Annotated in this window: 11 protein-coding genes; 2 read left to right on the top strand and 9 right to left on the bottom strand. The window is 42.2% G+C overall.

Annotated elements, in window-relative coordinates; all coding sequences use genetic code 11:
* Together Aso01_RS11890 and Aso01_RS11885 are read right to left on the bottom strand one after the other, a co-directional pair.
* Window positions 1-1,397, bottom strand: a 1,397-nt coding sequence (locus Aso01_RS11890) for an Ig-like domain-containing protein (RefSeq protein ID WP_042065455.1), incomplete at its 3' end; no start/stop codon positions are given.
* Window positions 1,398-1,891: 494 nt separating this feature from the next.
* A complete protein-coding gene (locus tag Aso01_RS11885; protein WP_004940904.1) occupies window positions 1,892-3,391 on the bottom strand; it encodes a cation:proton antiporter in 1,500 nt (499 codons plus the stop codon).
* A gap of 198 nt (window positions 3,392-3,589) precedes the next feature.
* On the opposite strand from Aso01_RS11885, the gene Aso01_RS11880 reads away from it, so the two are divergent.
* Window positions 3,590-4,147: a hypothetical protein gene (locus tag Aso01_RS11880; protein WP_004940909.1), complete on the top strand. Its 558-nt coding sequence runs from the start codon at window positions 3,590-3,592 to the stop codon at window positions 4,145-4,147.
* Between the two features lie 27 nt (window positions 4,148-4,174).
* Here the strand turns inward: Aso01_RS11880 and ypfJ are convergent, their stop codons facing one another.
* Together ypfJ and Aso01_RS11870 are read right to left on the bottom strand one after the other, a co-directional pair.
* Window positions 4,175-5,077 carry a KPN_02809 family neutral zinc metallopeptidase gene (gene ypfJ / locus Aso01_RS11875; RefSeq protein WP_004940913.1) on the bottom strand — a complete coding sequence of 301 codons (903 nt, stop codon included), beginning with the start codon at window positions 5,075-5,077 and terminating at the stop codon, window positions 4,175-4,177.
* 17 nt (window positions 5,078-5,094) lie between these two features.
* Complete coding sequence (locus Aso01_RS11870) at window positions 5,095-6,015, bottom strand: DUF808 domain-containing protein (protein WP_004940916.1); 921 nt, start codon at window positions 6,013-6,015, stop codon at window positions 5,095-5,097.
* 206 nt (window positions 6,016-6,221) lie between these two features.
* On the opposite strand from Aso01_RS11870, the gene trpS reads away from it, so the two are divergent.
* On the top strand, window positions 6,222-7,235 hold the full coding sequence (gene trpS / locus Aso01_RS11865; protein ID WP_004940919.1) for a tryptophan--tRNA ligase: 1,014 nt from the start codon (window positions 6,222-6,224) through the stop codon (window positions 7,233-7,235).
* A 563-nt stretch (window positions 7,236-7,798) separates the two neighbouring features.
* Here trpS and sucD read toward each other — a convergent pair.
* From sucD to Aso01_RS11840, 5 genes are all read right to left on the bottom strand, one after another.
* The gene (sucD, locus tag Aso01_RS11860; protein WP_004940921.1) at window positions 7,799-8,689 is read right to left on the bottom strand and encodes a succinate--CoA ligase subunit alpha; all 891 of its coding nucleotides are present in this window, start codon (window positions 8,687-8,689) and stop codon (window positions 7,799-7,801) included.
* 12 nt (window positions 8,690-8,701) lie between these two features.
* Window positions 8,702-9,868 carry an ADP-forming succinate--CoA ligase subunit beta gene (sucC, locus tag Aso01_RS11855; protein WP_004940924.1) on the bottom strand — a complete coding sequence of 389 codons (1,167 nt, stop codon included), beginning with the start codon at window positions 9,866-9,868 and terminating at the stop codon, window positions 8,702-8,704.
* A 174-nt stretch (window positions 9,869-10,042) separates the two neighbouring features.
* The gene (gene lpdA / locus Aso01_RS11850; protein ID WP_004940928.1) at window positions 10,043-11,476 is read right to left on the bottom strand and encodes a dihydrolipoyl dehydrogenase; all 1,434 of its coding nucleotides are present in this window, start codon (window positions 11,474-11,476) and stop codon (window positions 10,043-10,045) included.
* Between the two features lie 57 nt (window positions 11,477-11,533).
* Window positions 11,534-12,751, bottom strand: coding sequence for a 2-oxoglutarate dehydrogenase complex dihydrolipoyllysine-residue succinyltransferase (gene odhB / locus Aso01_RS11845; protein ID WP_004940933.1), 1,218 nt, complete (start codon window positions 12,749-12,751; stop codon window positions 11,534-11,536).
* Window positions 12,751-15,591, bottom strand: a complete 2,841-nt coding sequence (locus Aso01_RS11840) for a 2-oxoglutarate dehydrogenase E1 component (RefSeq protein WP_004940936.1) — start codon at window positions 15,589-15,591, stop codon at window positions 12,751-12,753. Before Aso01_RS11840 ends, odhB begins: the two co-directional genes overlap by 1 nt.
* Between the last annotated feature and the right edge of the window lie 28 nt (window positions 15,592-15,619).

Here is a 15,619-nt window from a genome sequence, read left to right as displayed (position 1 = left end):
ACGGTAAAGTCAATTGCTGGACTCTTACCGCTTTCATTTCCTGCTTTATCTGTTGCTGTGTAAGAAATACTGTGTGAGCCATCTGCTAGCGCAGGTGATGGTGTAAATGACCATTTCCCATCTGAACCCACTGTGGCTGTACCCAGTTTGGTAGCGCCATCATAAACGGTAATGATGTCGCCCGCAGTGCCTGTACCCGTTAATGTTGGGGTATTGTCATTGGTCGAACTGCCAGCAGTAATTGGACCAATGACAGGTGCAACATCATCTGTAGCATTTGGAGCAGTTGTTGGCGTATCTGGTGCGATGGTATCTACGGTAAAGTCAATTGCTGGACTCTTGCCGCTTTCATTTCCCGCTTTATCTGTTGCTGTGTAAGAAATACTGTGTGAGCCATCTGCTAGCGCAGGTGATGGTGTAAATGACCATTTCCCATCTGAACCCACTGTGGCTGTACCTAGTTTAGTAGCGCCATCATAGACGGTAATGATGTCGCCCGCAGTGCCTGTACCCGTTAATGTTGGGGTATTGTCATTGGTCGAACTGCCAGCAGTAATTGGGCCAATGACAGGTGCAACATCATCTGTAGCATTTGGAGCAGTTGTTGGCGTATCTGGTGCGATGGTATCCACGGTAAAGTCAATTGCTGGGCTCTTACCGCTTTCATTTCCCGCCGCATCTTTAACTGTATAAGTAATGCTATGCGTGCCATCGGTTAATGGTGTGGTTGGTGTAAATGACCATTTACCGTCTGAACCTACGGTGGTGGTACCCAAAACAGTATTGCCGTCATATACCGTAATTGTCGTGCCAGCTGTGCCTGTACCACTAATTAAAGGAGATGCATCATTCGTGGAGCTGCCGTTGCTTACATTGCCAGTGATTGGTTGTTTATCGTCAAAGACAGTTGCTGGAGTGGTAGGTGTTGCAGGCGGGTTAACCACAGGCGGGTTATTGTTATCGTTATCACTATCTCGATTGTGCGCCCACCACAAGATACCACCTGCAGTTACTGGAACGGCTGCCCATGCCCATGGACTTGTTTCACTGTGACCATATAATAAAGGCTCGATTGAATCGATTGGTTGATACGCCACATTTTCAAGCAGGGCGCCTTGTGCATCTGTGAATTGTACCCAGATCAGTTTATTAGAATCATCTTGAAAAACTAGGCTATTGTCTGTAGGACCTTCCGTACTGAAAAAGTCGTCAATAACGATGACTTCGCCATTCTTGAGCTTAATGATAGCACTGGTACCATCACGGGTTACTTCTTGAACATCATCTGCTGAAACCTTAACCAATACGACAGATGCTTCTGTGAGTTTAGCGGAGTTTCCTGTGATATCTGCCAATACGGCATGCGATTCTTTAGCGATAATTTGTATGTTTGGCATGACTTTCATCTCTCTCGTATGCTTTATATTTTTTAATGTGCTTCCCCACACCGTGATGGCTTACTCAAAACAACCATCTTTTATGATTTTTGCACGTAATCCATACCATTAAACATTCAAAAAAGAAAAAAATAAATACAAAAACAGCTCAAAAAACAAAAAAAAGTGATAACTGGTTCACATAAATTATGCTTATATTTACCTTATAGTAAATTTTTTATTTTAATTAATTGATTTATATATATTTTTTATAAAAAAAATTTCACTATCGAACAATTTTGATACAAATCTCTGATACAAGAATCTTATAGAAAACTTGGGCAACCACTTTAAACTTAGTAATTGATTTAAAAAGTGTGAAAGAACCGAGTTCAATCAGCTCAATCACGATTTTTAGATCATTGAATAACATGATGTATATTTTTATTTAAACTATACTTATTCATAAATTCTATTAAACAATCGAATGATCAAATTATGAATACTCGATATATTTAAAAATTATTCGGATTCTCCAGTCTTTTCGCTTCTTGTACTTTTGTGGGGTTATGCACTGTCGCAATACCATCTTCGGCTTTCTGATCGGTTAGTTTATCCATGTCGTAAATGGTGATTGTTTCGTTGCCATATGCATCTTCTCCTACAATATACTTATACCCTTTGCGGTTCATTTTGTGGCACATACGTTGATACCAGCCTTTAAATCCTTGAGTTTCTTCATTGGGATTATAATAAAATGCATTCATCACAGCTGGTAAACCAAGTCCACAAACCACTCCCGACATCAGCACACTAATAAAGGTATACCCAATTAAAATACTGCTGTAATCTCGTAGCTCAGGTACGTTAGCGACCGCAAGAATCAAGGCCAATGAAATTCCACCTCGAACACCACCCCACGATAAAATTGCCAGACTGCCGTTGTAACTCTTATGCTTAAATGACGGGAAAAAAGAAAACGAGAGAAAGTTTGCGACAAAGCGCGAAATATGTAACGCAATAAAGGCGAAGATTCCACCTAAGATCATGCTTGTACTTAAATCTAGAATAAAAAGCTCAAGACCAATCAAGGTAAATAAAAATGAATTGATAATGCCTTCTACGGTGTGCCAGAAATGGTTCACTTCTCGAATTTCACGTTCTTGTAAAATTTCTTTCCACTTATTTCCAACAATCAAGCCGCCTATCACACAAGCAATCGGTGCCGATGCATGCGCAAACAACGACACCAAATAGGCACCACTTGCCAATAACGCTGTCGTCAGAATTAAAGATTCCATCTCGTGCTTACCACGCAACAGACGTAAAATTCCGACACCAAAAGCCCAACCAATAATCGCAGCGACCACGATTTCGTAAAGAAAGTTTTCGATTGTGCCTACCAAGCTAAAGTGCTCCCCTTTAAGTACATTTAAAAGGGTCATAAATACGGCGATACACATGGCGTCATTAAAGAGTGACTCACCTTCAAGTTTAACAATCAGGTGATGCGGGGCGCGAACTGAACTTAATACCCCTTTGATACCAATTGGATCTGTTGCTCCCAATGCAGAACCAAGTAACAGTAAAACCAGAATTGGAACAGGATTTCCAATCAAGTATTGAAAACCAAACAATAAACCTGCGAACAAGACAGCACAGAGCACCAACGCAATAGTGGCCAAGATGCCGATTGGCTTCCAATGATTGCGCAAATCTGAGATTTTAAATTTAAGTGCTGAGGACGTTAAAATAAAACAAATCACACCATTGATTAGGAAATCATAAAAATCAATGCTTTTTACTGCATTTTCAATATTATGAATATTAATGGTAATAAACTGGTTGCCATTTAACAGGCTGGCTCCCCATTGCAAAATAAAAACTAAAACGGCCGAAACAATCGGCACACCAATCGCCTGAGGGAAATTTAAAATACGCTTATTAAAAATTGTGGTTGCAATCGACAGCGCAAAAATAACCGTGAGAACTTGAAGGAGAAAAAAACTACCCATAAATATCCTTATGGATCATATAAATAAACAGATCTGTAATTTTACTTAAATTTACTTTGGATATTGCCAAAAATTAACTTTATTAACAAAAAACCATAATGTTTAATTTTATCAAACACTTAAGCTTAAGTAGAAAACTTCTTTGTGAATTGAATCAAATCAGTTATTTTAATGGCGTTCAAAAGGAAGTCCTCGCACATGCATCAATCGATTAAAACTGTTGTTCGGCTTGTCTCAGCTACCTGTATTTTTTTAATTACGGCGGCACTCATCATAACCTTTTATAGTAAGGCAAAGGAAATCTGGAATGCCGAGGATGAATATACCCACAAACAGATTTCACAGATTCAAAGTGATGCGACACATACTTATCGTCTATTGAGTAACAATAAAAAGCCCAACCAAGCTTTTTATATTGTGCTACAAGATCGCGGATATATCGCGAAATTGAATTGCGAACATTATCTTGCAACCTTATGTACAGATCGCTATAACGAAATTGGGACACGTGTAATTCAGGATGCAACGTTTCAAACCTTTGGTACACATAGTTATCTTGAGAAAATACGTTATATGGATACCCAGACCAATATGCCTGGCTCTTACACTTGGTCTGAACAGGACATCAAGTCATTGTATGCTCAAGACATTAGCAATTTAAAATATGTACTTTTTGGCGTCGGTATTTTTGCCTTGATCGCTCTATATTGTAGTTACCGAATTCTTCGCAACTTCAAGCAGTTTCTTAAAAAATAAAAAAAAAAGAAGGTGTCACCTTCTTTTTTAAATTGAACGACTATTGAATGTATCACACTGATTCAAGTCACCACTTTTTAATCCAGTTTCGAACCAATGCATGCGCTGTTGACTGGTACCATGGGTAAAACTATCGGGGACCACCTGCCCTGTTGCACGCTTCTGAAGATAATCATCTCCAATTTTTTGTGCTGCATCCATGGCTTCTTCAACATCTCCAGCCTCTAAAAATTGCGTGCGTTCTTGATTTCGATTGGCCCATATTCCGGCAAAGCAGTCGGCCTGTAGTTCAAGACGTACAGAAAGTTGATTGGCTTGAGTACGATTGGCCTGTGCTTGCGCACGTTGTACCTGAGAGGATATACCCAATAAATTTTGAATATGATGTCCTACCTCATGTGCCACGACATAGGCCTGAGCAAAATCGCCTGCCTGATCTTGTCTGCTCAGTTCAGTCTGATTTTTATCGCCTGATATCCCCATTTGTTGGCGCATCTCCTTAAAGAACTGTGTATCGATATAAACTTTTTGATCACTTGGACAATAAAAAGGCCCCATTGCCGACTCCGCAGTACCACAGGCAGATTGATCACGGCCATTAAACAACACTAATTTTGGCGCAACATAGCTTTGCCCCAGCTGTTGGAAGATGGGCGTCCAAGTGTCTTCTGTGTCTGCCAAAATTGTTCCTACAAAATCTGAGGCTTCTTTTTGTTCAGCAGATAATTGCTTTGGTGCTGTACCCGTCTGACTTTGTGCGGCTGTTATCTGCTGAGTTGCCTGATAGGCTTGTTGCGGATCGACACCAAAAAATTTCCATGCCACAAATGCCACCACCAAACCGACAATACTGATGCCACCCACTTTAGCACCACTACTCCCACGGCGATCTTCCACATTACTACTGACTCGTCGACCTTTCCAACGCATAGATCATCTCCAATCGTTTACGCGGCTTTCGCTTTCATTTTTTGAAATACGGTTACGATCATGAACACGATCAAACCTGCCAGCATACCTATTCCAAAATTAATCAACGTTGGGGTAATCGCACCAATAATATTCCCAACTGTGGGAATCATTTCTAAATGATCACTGGTTTCTTCGCTAAAGTGATGAATCAGTGGAATCGTATGCGCAATAATGCCACCTCCAACTAAAAACATCGCAATCGTTCCGACCACAGACAGGGCTTTCATTAACCAAGGTGCAAATACCAACAACGCATTCCCAAGTTTTTGTTTAAAAGACGAACTTTGCTTGGTCCAGTACAAGCCCAAATCATCAATTTTTACAATCATGGCAACAAAACCATAAACACCCACAGTCATTACAATTGCGATAATACTGAGTACCATAACTTTGGTCATAAATGCTGCTGCGGCAACAGTACCTAATGAAATCACCACAATTTCGGCAGAAAGAATAAAATCGGTGCGAATGGCACCTTTTATTTTTTGTTTTTCAAAAGCAGCTAAATCAGTTTCATCGTTTTGTTGTTGTGGATCTGTGTGTTTTTCAGCGTGTGCTTTTTTTGAAAACAAACTATGAATGACTTTTTCAATCCCTTCATAACATAAAAATAAACCACCAATCATGAGTAACGGATTAATGAGCCAAGGTGCGACCACCGAAATTAATAATGCCAGTGGCACCAAAATCAGTTTATTAATAAAAGAGCCTTTTGCTACGCCCCATACCACCGGTATTTCACGCTCGGCGCGAACACCTGTTACTTGCTGGGCATTTAACGCCAGATCATCTCCCAATACGCCAGCGGTTTTTTTCGCTGCCATTTTACTCATGAGGGCAACATCATCCAAAATCGTTGCAATATCATCGAGAAGTACAAGTAAGCCAGTTGCCATTTTTTATCCGAATTGATTTTTATCTCTCTATTGTAAGACGATTTTTTTGAATTTCTGTAATTTTAACCGATAGATTGACAGGATTATTTTATGAAAAGTACCGTGGATTGCTGACGATTTATTTTTATTTCCCGTACAATAACCCCATTCTTTTATATTGCAGCGGCTTAGCCTCTGAATAAACCCATTTAGTAGTGGACTATATAATGAGCAGTGTTGATCAACGACCTATTATTTTGACAGGTGACCGTCCGACTGGACAATTGCATCTCGGACATTTTGTCGGTTCTTTACGTTCTCGTGTCGGTTTACAAGATAGTCATCATCAGCATATCTTGTTAGCAGACGCTCAAGCCCTAACAGACAATGCAGACAATCCAGACAAAGTACGCCGTAATATTCTTGAAGTGGCACTGGATTATTTGGCTGTGGGCATCGATCCAACTAAAACCACGATCTGTGTTCAATCATGCTTGCCAGCACTGAATGAACTGACCATGTTGTACCTTAACTTTGTGACTGTTGCACGTCTTGAGCGTAACCCGACTATTAAATCTGAAATTCAGATGCGTGGGTTTGAGCGTGATATCCCAGCAGGTTTTTTATGCTATCCAGTGGCACAGGCAGCCGATATTACTGCCTTTAAAGCGACCGTCGTTCCGGTGGGTGAAGACCAAATTCCAATGATTGAACAGACCAATGAATTGGTACGCCGTGTGAATCGTCAGATTGGTCAAGATTTGCTTCCTGAATGTAAAGCCCTACTTTCAAATACAGGACGTTTACCTGGATTTGATGGTAAGGCAAAAATGTCGAAATCTCTTGGCAATACCATTGTATTAAATGCAAGTGATAAAGATATTAAAAAAGCCGTCAATGCAATGTATACCGATCCAAATCACTTACGCATTGAAGATCCAGGTCAGGTCGAGGGCAACATTGTATTTGCATATCTAGATGCATTTGATCCAGACAAAGAAGAAGTTGAGGCTTTAAAGGCTCACTATCGCCGTGGTGGTCTCGGTGATGGAACTGTAAAAAAACGCCTTGAAGGTATTTTAAAAGAATTGATTTCACCTATCCGTGAACGTCGTGAAGCGTTGGCTAAAGATCCAGATTACATCATGGATATCTTGCGCGAAGGTACAATCAAATGTCAGAACATAACCCAAGCCACACTGGATGAAGTAAAAGATGGGCTTGGCTTATTCAAGTTCTAATCGATCATGATCGAAACACCATTGAAGTACTGTCTTATTCAGAGGCAGTACGACTTTGGTCGAAAGCAAGCCTACATTTTGATCGATTATTTAACGTGATTTAACACATGTTAACGTGAATACCAATGAACTCTGAGTAGACCTTGAGTATATTAGATTCATAGGTTATGCACTCCCCCAAGTTCATAACTCTTCTCCTTAACCGAAACTGTTATTACAGATTCGTTGTTCTGCGTAATGATCACCCCAATCATTACGCTTTTTTTTGCGTCTCATTTTATGGTGCTGTTTTTTTAATTTTATTATTATCATTACAGCGTGAGCTTATAACGAGTTTAAGAATAACTAAACAAATCAAATTAAACGATCTTATTAAAAATTTGCAACAGTAGTCTTCACTCAAGGACATACATCATCAGACTTTTCATCTAAGCTAGTACTTGATGAAAGATATTGAATTTTTCTTTTTAGATACGAACTTTAAATTCGATATATCGAATGATTTGTTCATAAAAAAACCCTTCAGATGTTCTGAAGGGTTTTTATTGGATAAAGCTTAAAACTTATACCAAGCCTTTTTCCTTAAGGACCTTATGCATGGTCGAGCCGAGTTCGGCCGGGCTACGCGTATACGCCATGCCTGCACGTTCAAATGCAGCAAATTTTTCTTCTGCTGTCCCTTTACCGCCCGAAATAATTGCGCCTGCATGCCCCATACGTTTGCCTTTTGGTGCAGTCACACCAGCAATATATCCAACAACTGGCTTACTCACATTCGATTGGATATATTCAGCTGCTTCTTCTTCCGCAGAGCCACCAATTTCACCAATCATAATGATCGCATCGGTATCTGGGTCATCTTGGAAAAGTTTCAACGCATCGATTTGGTTCATTCCTGGAATTGGATCACCCCCAATTCCGATACAAGTAGACTGACCTAAACCGAGTTTTGTGGTTTGCGCCACAGCCTCATAAGTCAAAGTACCCGAACGAGAAATAATTCCAATACGACCCGGTTGATGAATATGACCCGGCATAATTCCGATTTTACATTCGCCTGGAGTAATCACACCTGGGCAGTTTGGTCCAACTAAACGCACACCATTACCGTAGGTTTCAAGGTAACGCTTGGCTTTGAGCATATCTAGGGTTGGCACACCTTCAGTGATCACAACAATCAGACTCACACCTGAATCGACCGCTTCAACAATGGAGTCTAAAACAAAAGGTGCCGGAACATAAATAACCGATGCATCAGCATGAGTTTCACGAACTGCATCTTTCATGGTATTAAATACTGGCAAGTCCAGATGAGTAGTCCCACCTTTGCCTGGCGTTACCCCACCCACGACTTTCGTGCCGTAATCTAGCGCTTGGGCTGAATGAAATGTGCCGTTTTTACCCGTAAAACCTTGAACCAATACTTTTGTGTCTTTATTAATTAATACGCTCATTTTTATACTCCCTTAACCTTTTACCGCAGCAACAATTTTCTCTGCCGCATCCGATAATCCGTTGGCAGATGTCAGTTTTAAACCCGATTCGTCGAGAATTTTTGCACCCAATTCTGCGTTGTTGCCTTCTAGACGAACCACGACAGGAACGGTTACATTCACCTCTTGAACGGCTGCAATAATGGCTTCGGCAATCATGTCGCAACGTACAATTCCACCAAAGATATTGATTAAGACACCTTGAACAGAGGTATCAGCCAAAATGAGCTTAAAGGCTTCAATCACGCGCTCTTTGGTTGCACCACCGCCTACATCAAGGAAGTTTGCAGGTTGACCGCCGTACAGTTTGATAATGTCCATTGTGGCCATTGCAAGCCCTGCACCATTGACCATACAGCCAATATTACCTTCAAGTGCGACATAGTTCAGTTCAAACTCAGACGCTTTTAATTCGCGCTCATTTTCTTGTGATTTGTCACGTGCTGCTGCAAGCTCTGGCAAACGATACAAGGCATTTGAATCGATGCCAATTTTAGCATCGACCGCAAGGATATCGCCGTTTTCACGAACTGAGAGTGGATTAATTTCAAATAGGGCAAAATCATTTTCTACAAATGCTTGATAAGCACCTGTCATTAGCTTCACAAACTGGCTGACCTGTTTGTCTTTAAGTTGTAATGCAAATGCAACTTCACGTGCTTGGAACGGTTGTAAACCTACAAGTGGATCTACTTCGACTTTAATAATTTTTTCTGGCGTTTCTTCAGCTACTTTCTCGATTTCAACGCCACCTTCGGTTGAAGCCATAAAAGTTACACGACGGCTTGAACGATCCACCACAGCACCTAGGTATAGCTCACGTTCAACGGGATACACATCTTCGCAGATCAAGACACTGTTGACCGGCTGGCCGTTGGCATCGGTTTGATACGTGACAAGATTCGTACCAATCAACTGGTTGGCGTAGTCTGCAGCTTCTTCTTTCGATTTAACTACCTTTACACCACCAGCTTTACCGCGGCCACCCGCATGTACTTGGGCTTTCATCACGGCAAACTTGCCACCTAATTGTTCAAATGCAGCAACTGCTTCTTCTGCATTTCGTGCCAAAATTCCTTCTTGGACTGACACGCCATATTTTTTCAACAATGTTTTGGCTTGATACTCATGTAAATTCATTTAGTTACCTTTTTACGACTTTTGCCCTTGTTATAACTAACCTGTACTTAAACATCCGTCTCAGTAAATACAGATCATTTTTTCAATTTCATTTGTACTTATTTTTAGATGATTATTCAAATATAAACAACCATCTTAAACAAAAAAGAGCGGTCTAAACCGCTCTTTTCAATCTTACTTACGTTTGCGTTGAATTGCGTGAATGGCACGACCATCAACCGCTAAAGCGGCTTCATGCACTACTTCAGAATAGGTTGGATGACCAAATGTCATTAATTGTAAATCTTCTACAGAAGAAACAAACTCAAGTGCAATCATACCTTGGTGAACAATGTCAGATGCACCTGGTCCAATCACGTGCATACCCAACAAACGGTCGGTTTTTGCATCAGCCACAAACTTCACAAAACCTGCTGCTTCACCTGCTGCTAAGGCACGGCCATTGACTGCAAATGGGAATTGACCCGTTTTAACGTCATGACCTTTTTCTTTCGCTGCTTCTTCAGTTAAGCCAACCCAAGCTGCTTCAGGATGCGTATAAATAACGCTGATAATTGTATCGTAGTTCACTTGTGCTGCATGACCGTGAATACGTTCAACCGCCATTACACCTTCTTCCATGGCTTTATGCGCAAGCATAGGACCACGTACAAGGTCACCAATTGCATAAACACCTTCAAGAGATGTTGCGCAGTGGTCGTTGACTTCAATGAAACCACGTTCAGTCAACTTGATACCCGCATCTTCAGCCAACAAACCTTCTGCATATGGCTTACGGCCAACACAAACGATAAGCTTGTCGAATACTTGTTCTTTGTCTTCGCCGCCTTGGTTGTATTTCACAGTCACTTCACGACCATTTACTTCAGTCGCAGCAACTTTTGCACCAATGCGAATATCAAGACCTTGTTTGGTCAAGATTTTTTGGAAGTCTTTAGCAAGTGCCTTGTCTGCCATTGGAAGGAATGTATCCAATGCTTCAAACACAACAACTTCAGCTCCCAAACGACGCCATACAGAACCAAGCTCGAGACCAATTACACCCGCGCCAATCACACCTAAACGCTTAGGCACTTCAGCAAACTCGAGTGCGCCAGTTGAGTCAACAATCAAGTCTTGATCGACTGGTGCTACCGGGATGTTTACTGGTACTGAACCAGAAGCAAGAATCACGTATTTCGGCTCTAAAACCTGAGTTTCGCCTTCAAATGGCACAAACTCAACTTTTTTACCTGCAAGGAGTTTACCTGTCCCTTGTAACCACTCGATACCATTGCCTTTTAATAACTGAGCCACACCGCCCGTTAAGTTTTCGACAACTTTATCTTTACGTGCCAACATTTTTGCGATGTCAATTTTGACTTCACCTGTTGTAATACCGTGGTCATCTAGGTGATGTGCGGTATCTTCAAAGCGATGCGCTGAGTCTAAAAGTGCTTTAGACGGGATACAGCCCACGTTTAAGCAAGTACCACCTAAAGATGGCTTGCCTTTATGGATACGCTTTTCAATACACGCAACTTTAAAGCCAAGCTGAGCAGCGCGAATTGCCGCTTCATAGCCACCAGGTCCACCGCCAATTACAACAAGATCAAACTGTTGAGACATTTTTATCTCCATGAACCCAAGCGAAATGACTCAACTTGGGTGTTTATACGGACTAAATTAAAGATCAAGGATAAGTTTTGCAGGCTCTTCAAGAAGCTCTTTGATGGTTACCAAGAAACCAACAGCTTCTTTACCATCGATTAAACGGTGGTCATAAGAAAGTGCAAGATACATCATTGGTAAAATTTCAACCTGACCATTCACTGCCATTGGACGCTCTTGGATCTTATGCATGCCCAAAATTGCAGTTTGTGGTGTATTCAAGATTGGTGTAGAAAGCAATGAACCGAACGTACCACCATTAGTAATGGTGAATGTACCGCCTGTCATGTCTTCAATACCCAATTTGCCATCACGTGCCTTGTAAGCATAGTCACGGATACCGTTTTCAACTTCAGCATAGTTCATACGGTCAGTATCACGAAGTACTGGAACCACAAGACCACGGTCAGAAGAAACAGCAACGCCGATATCGTAATAGCCATGATAAACAATATCATCGCCATCGATAGACGCATTTACAGCTGGATAACGTTTCAATGCTTCAGTTGCAGCTTTCACGAAGAAAGACATAAACCCAAGACGCGCACCATGACGTTTTTCAAACGCATCTTTGTACTGTGCACGCATTTCCATGATTGGTTTCATGTTCACTTCGTTAAACGTAGTTAACATTGCGGTTTCTTGAGTTGCAGCAAGAAGACGCTCGGCTACGCGCTTACGCAGACGTGTCATTGGAACACGCTTTTCGATACGCTCACCGACCGCAACGCTAAGCGGTGCAGCAGCAGGTGCTGCTGGTTTTGCTTGGTGATTGGTCACGTCTTCTTTAGTGATACGACCACCACGGCCTGTACCTTGAACATCTGCTGCACTGATGCCTGTTTCAGTCAATGCTTTACGCACAGCTGGTGCTTGATCAGATACAGGTTGTGCACGTTCTACAACTGGCGCCGCACCCGCTTCAGTTTTAGATGCTGCTTGTTCTACTTTTGAATCACTTTGAACTGATTGAGTTTCATTGGCGCCAGAAACTGCACCTTCTTGAAACTGTGCAATTACTTCGTCAGATAAAACTGTTTCGCCTTCATCTTTCACGATAGAAACAAGTTGACCATCAGCTGGAGCAACCACTTCTAAAACAACTTTATCAGTTTCAATATCACAAATGACTTCATCACGTGATACTGCTTCCCCAACTTTTTTATGCCAAGTTGCAATGGTTCCGTCTGCAACTGACTCTGGGAATACCGGTGCTTTAATTTCGGTTGCCATTATTTTGTCTCTCCTGATTGTTCAGCTTCGATTGCTAATGCATCATGAATGAGCTGAGCTTGTTGTTTTGCGTGCAAGTATGGTGAACCACATGCTGGTGCAGCCGATGCTTCACGACCTGCATAGCTGATGCGGATTTGTTTTCCAGATTTCAAGATGTCGTCATATAGACGCGGCGCGATAAACAACCAAGCGCCTTGGTTCTTCGGCTCTTCTTGACACCACACCACATCTTTAACATTTGGATAAGCTGCAAGCACTTCTTCCAAGCGTTTTTCTGGGTACGGATAGAGCTGTTCGATACGAACCAACGCAACGTTGTTTAACTCAAGCTCACGACGTTTTTCAAGCAAATCGTAGTAGACCTTGCCGCCACACAAAACTAGACGGGTAACATCTGCTTTATTGATTTGATCAACTTCATCAATCACGGTTTGGAATGTGCCGTTCGCAAGCTCATCGAGTGTTGATGTTGCAAGTTTATGACGAAGCAACGACTTAGGTGACATTACAATCATTGGCTTACGAATTGGACGAACTGCCTGACGACGCAACGCATGGAAAATCTGTGCTGGTGTGGTCGGTGTGATCACTTGCATGTTGTCTTCTGCACAAAGCTGCAAGAAGCGCTCAAGACGTGCAGATGAATGCTCTGGCCCCTGACCTTCAAAGCCATGAGGTAGCAACATGGTCAAACCACACACACGCTCCCACTTGGTTTCACCAGATGCGATGAACTGGTCGATCACAACTTGCGCACAGTTGGCGAAGTCACCAAACTGAGCTTCCCAGATGATCAAGCTGTTTGGAATAGTTGTCGCATAGCCATATTCAAATGCCAGAACGGCCTCTTCAGACAACAAAGAATCATACAACGCAAAGCGTGGCTGATTTTCCTTTACATGACAAAGCGGAATATAAGTTGAACCGTCGACTTGGTTATGCAATTTCGCATGACGATGCGAGAACGTACCACGGCCAACATCTTCACCAGTAATACGAACCAAGTAACCTTCATCAATAAGTGTTGCGTAGGCCAGTGTTTCAGCAGCACCCCAGTTCAATGGCATTTCACCCGTTTGCATTTTCAAACGGTCGTCAATGACTTTTTGTACTTGGCGTTGCATCACAAAACCTTCAGGTAGCTTACGCATTCCCTCACCAAGCGCTTTTAAGCGATTGATATCGGTTGTGGTATCCCAAACGTCTGTATAGTCATGGCCCAAATACGGTTTCCAATCGACAAACATCTTGGTGTTTGGCTCAAGTACCAGCGCATTTGCAACGTGATTACCCGCTTCTAAATCAGCGCGGTAGTCTTCAATCAGTTTGTCCGCTTCTGCACGATCGAGTACTTTTTCTTGTACCAATTTGTCGGCATAAAGCGTACGAGTAGTTGGCTTTTTATTGATCACCTGATACATCAACGGCTGAGTTGCAGATGGCTCATCTGCTTCATTGTGGCCGCGACGACGATAACAGAACAAATCAATTACAACGTCTTTACGGAAAGTATGACGGAAATCGTGGGCCAGCTGTGCAATAAACGCGACCGCTTCAGGATCATCACCATTTACATGGAAAATTGGTGACTGAACCATTTTCGCGATATCGGTACAGTATTCAGTTGAGCGAGCATCGCGTGGATCTGAAGTGGTGAAACCCACTTGGTTATTGATGACGATATGAACCGTACCACCAACCGTATAACCGCGAGTTTGCGACATTTGGAAGGTTTCTTGGTTAACACCCTGACCTGCAAATGCAGCGTCACCGTGAACGATCACCGGAAGAACGTCATCACCACCGATGTCTTTACGACGAACTTGGCGTGCACGAACCGAACCTTCAACCACTGGTCCAACAATTTCAAGATGCGACGGGTTAAATGCCAATGCCAAATGTACTTCGCCACCTGACGTCATGACATTTGATGAGAAGCCTTGGTGGTATTTTACGTCACCCGAACCTTTTTTATGAATTGATTTACCTTCAAACTCACCAAAAAGATCAGCTGGGTTTTTACCCATAATATTTACAAGAAGGTTGAGACGACCACGGTGTGGCATACCAATCACAACTTCTTTACAGCCCACAGAGCCTGCACGCTGAATAATTTCGTTCATCATTGGGATGAAGGCTTCACCACCTTCTACACCAAAGCGCTTAGCGCCGACGTATTTGTTACCCAAAAACTTTTCAAGGCCTTCCGCAGCAGTTAAGCGCTCCAGTAGTCCTTTTTTCTGGTCATTGGTAAAATTGAACTGACCACGCGCACTCTCTAAACGTTGTTGAATCCAGCGTTTTTCTTTGGTGTCGACAATATGCATGTATTCTGCACCAATAGAACCACAATAAATGGCTTCCATTGCATCGATCATTTCACCGAGAGTAGCTTCAGTTTTACCAATAGCAAGATTACTGGTATTGAATATCGTATCAAGATCAGACTTCGTTAAACCATGAGCAGATAAATCAAGATCTGGAACGTCTTCGCGTTTTGCAAGACCTAGTGGATCGAGTTTTGCTTTTTGATGACCACGGTTACGATATGCTGCGATGAGTTGTAAGACACCAATCTGACGACGCTCATGATCACTGCTTACCGAACTCTGTACAACTGCTTGTACACGGCTCGAATTACGTCCAAGTAATAAGAACTGCTCACGCACATTGCTGTGTGGTTGATCACCTTTTGGGAATTTATCGAAGTATTGGCGCCAGTCCTCTGTCACAGAGGTTGGGGAGGTCAGGTATTGCTCGTAAAGCTGTTCAATATACGCTGCGCTATCAGCGGAAAGTTCAGTGTCAAGACGCAAAGCGTCAGCAACATCTTGCATTTGTGGACCCATTTCCTATTGCAAAAAC

Origin of the sequence: Acinetobacter soli, from assembly GCF_000760595.1 — a bacterium.
Lineage (GTDB): Bacteria > Pseudomonadota > Gammaproteobacteria > Pseudomonadales > Moraxellaceae > Acinetobacter > Acinetobacter soli.
This window is presented reverse-complemented; position numbering and strand designations above follow the sequence as displayed.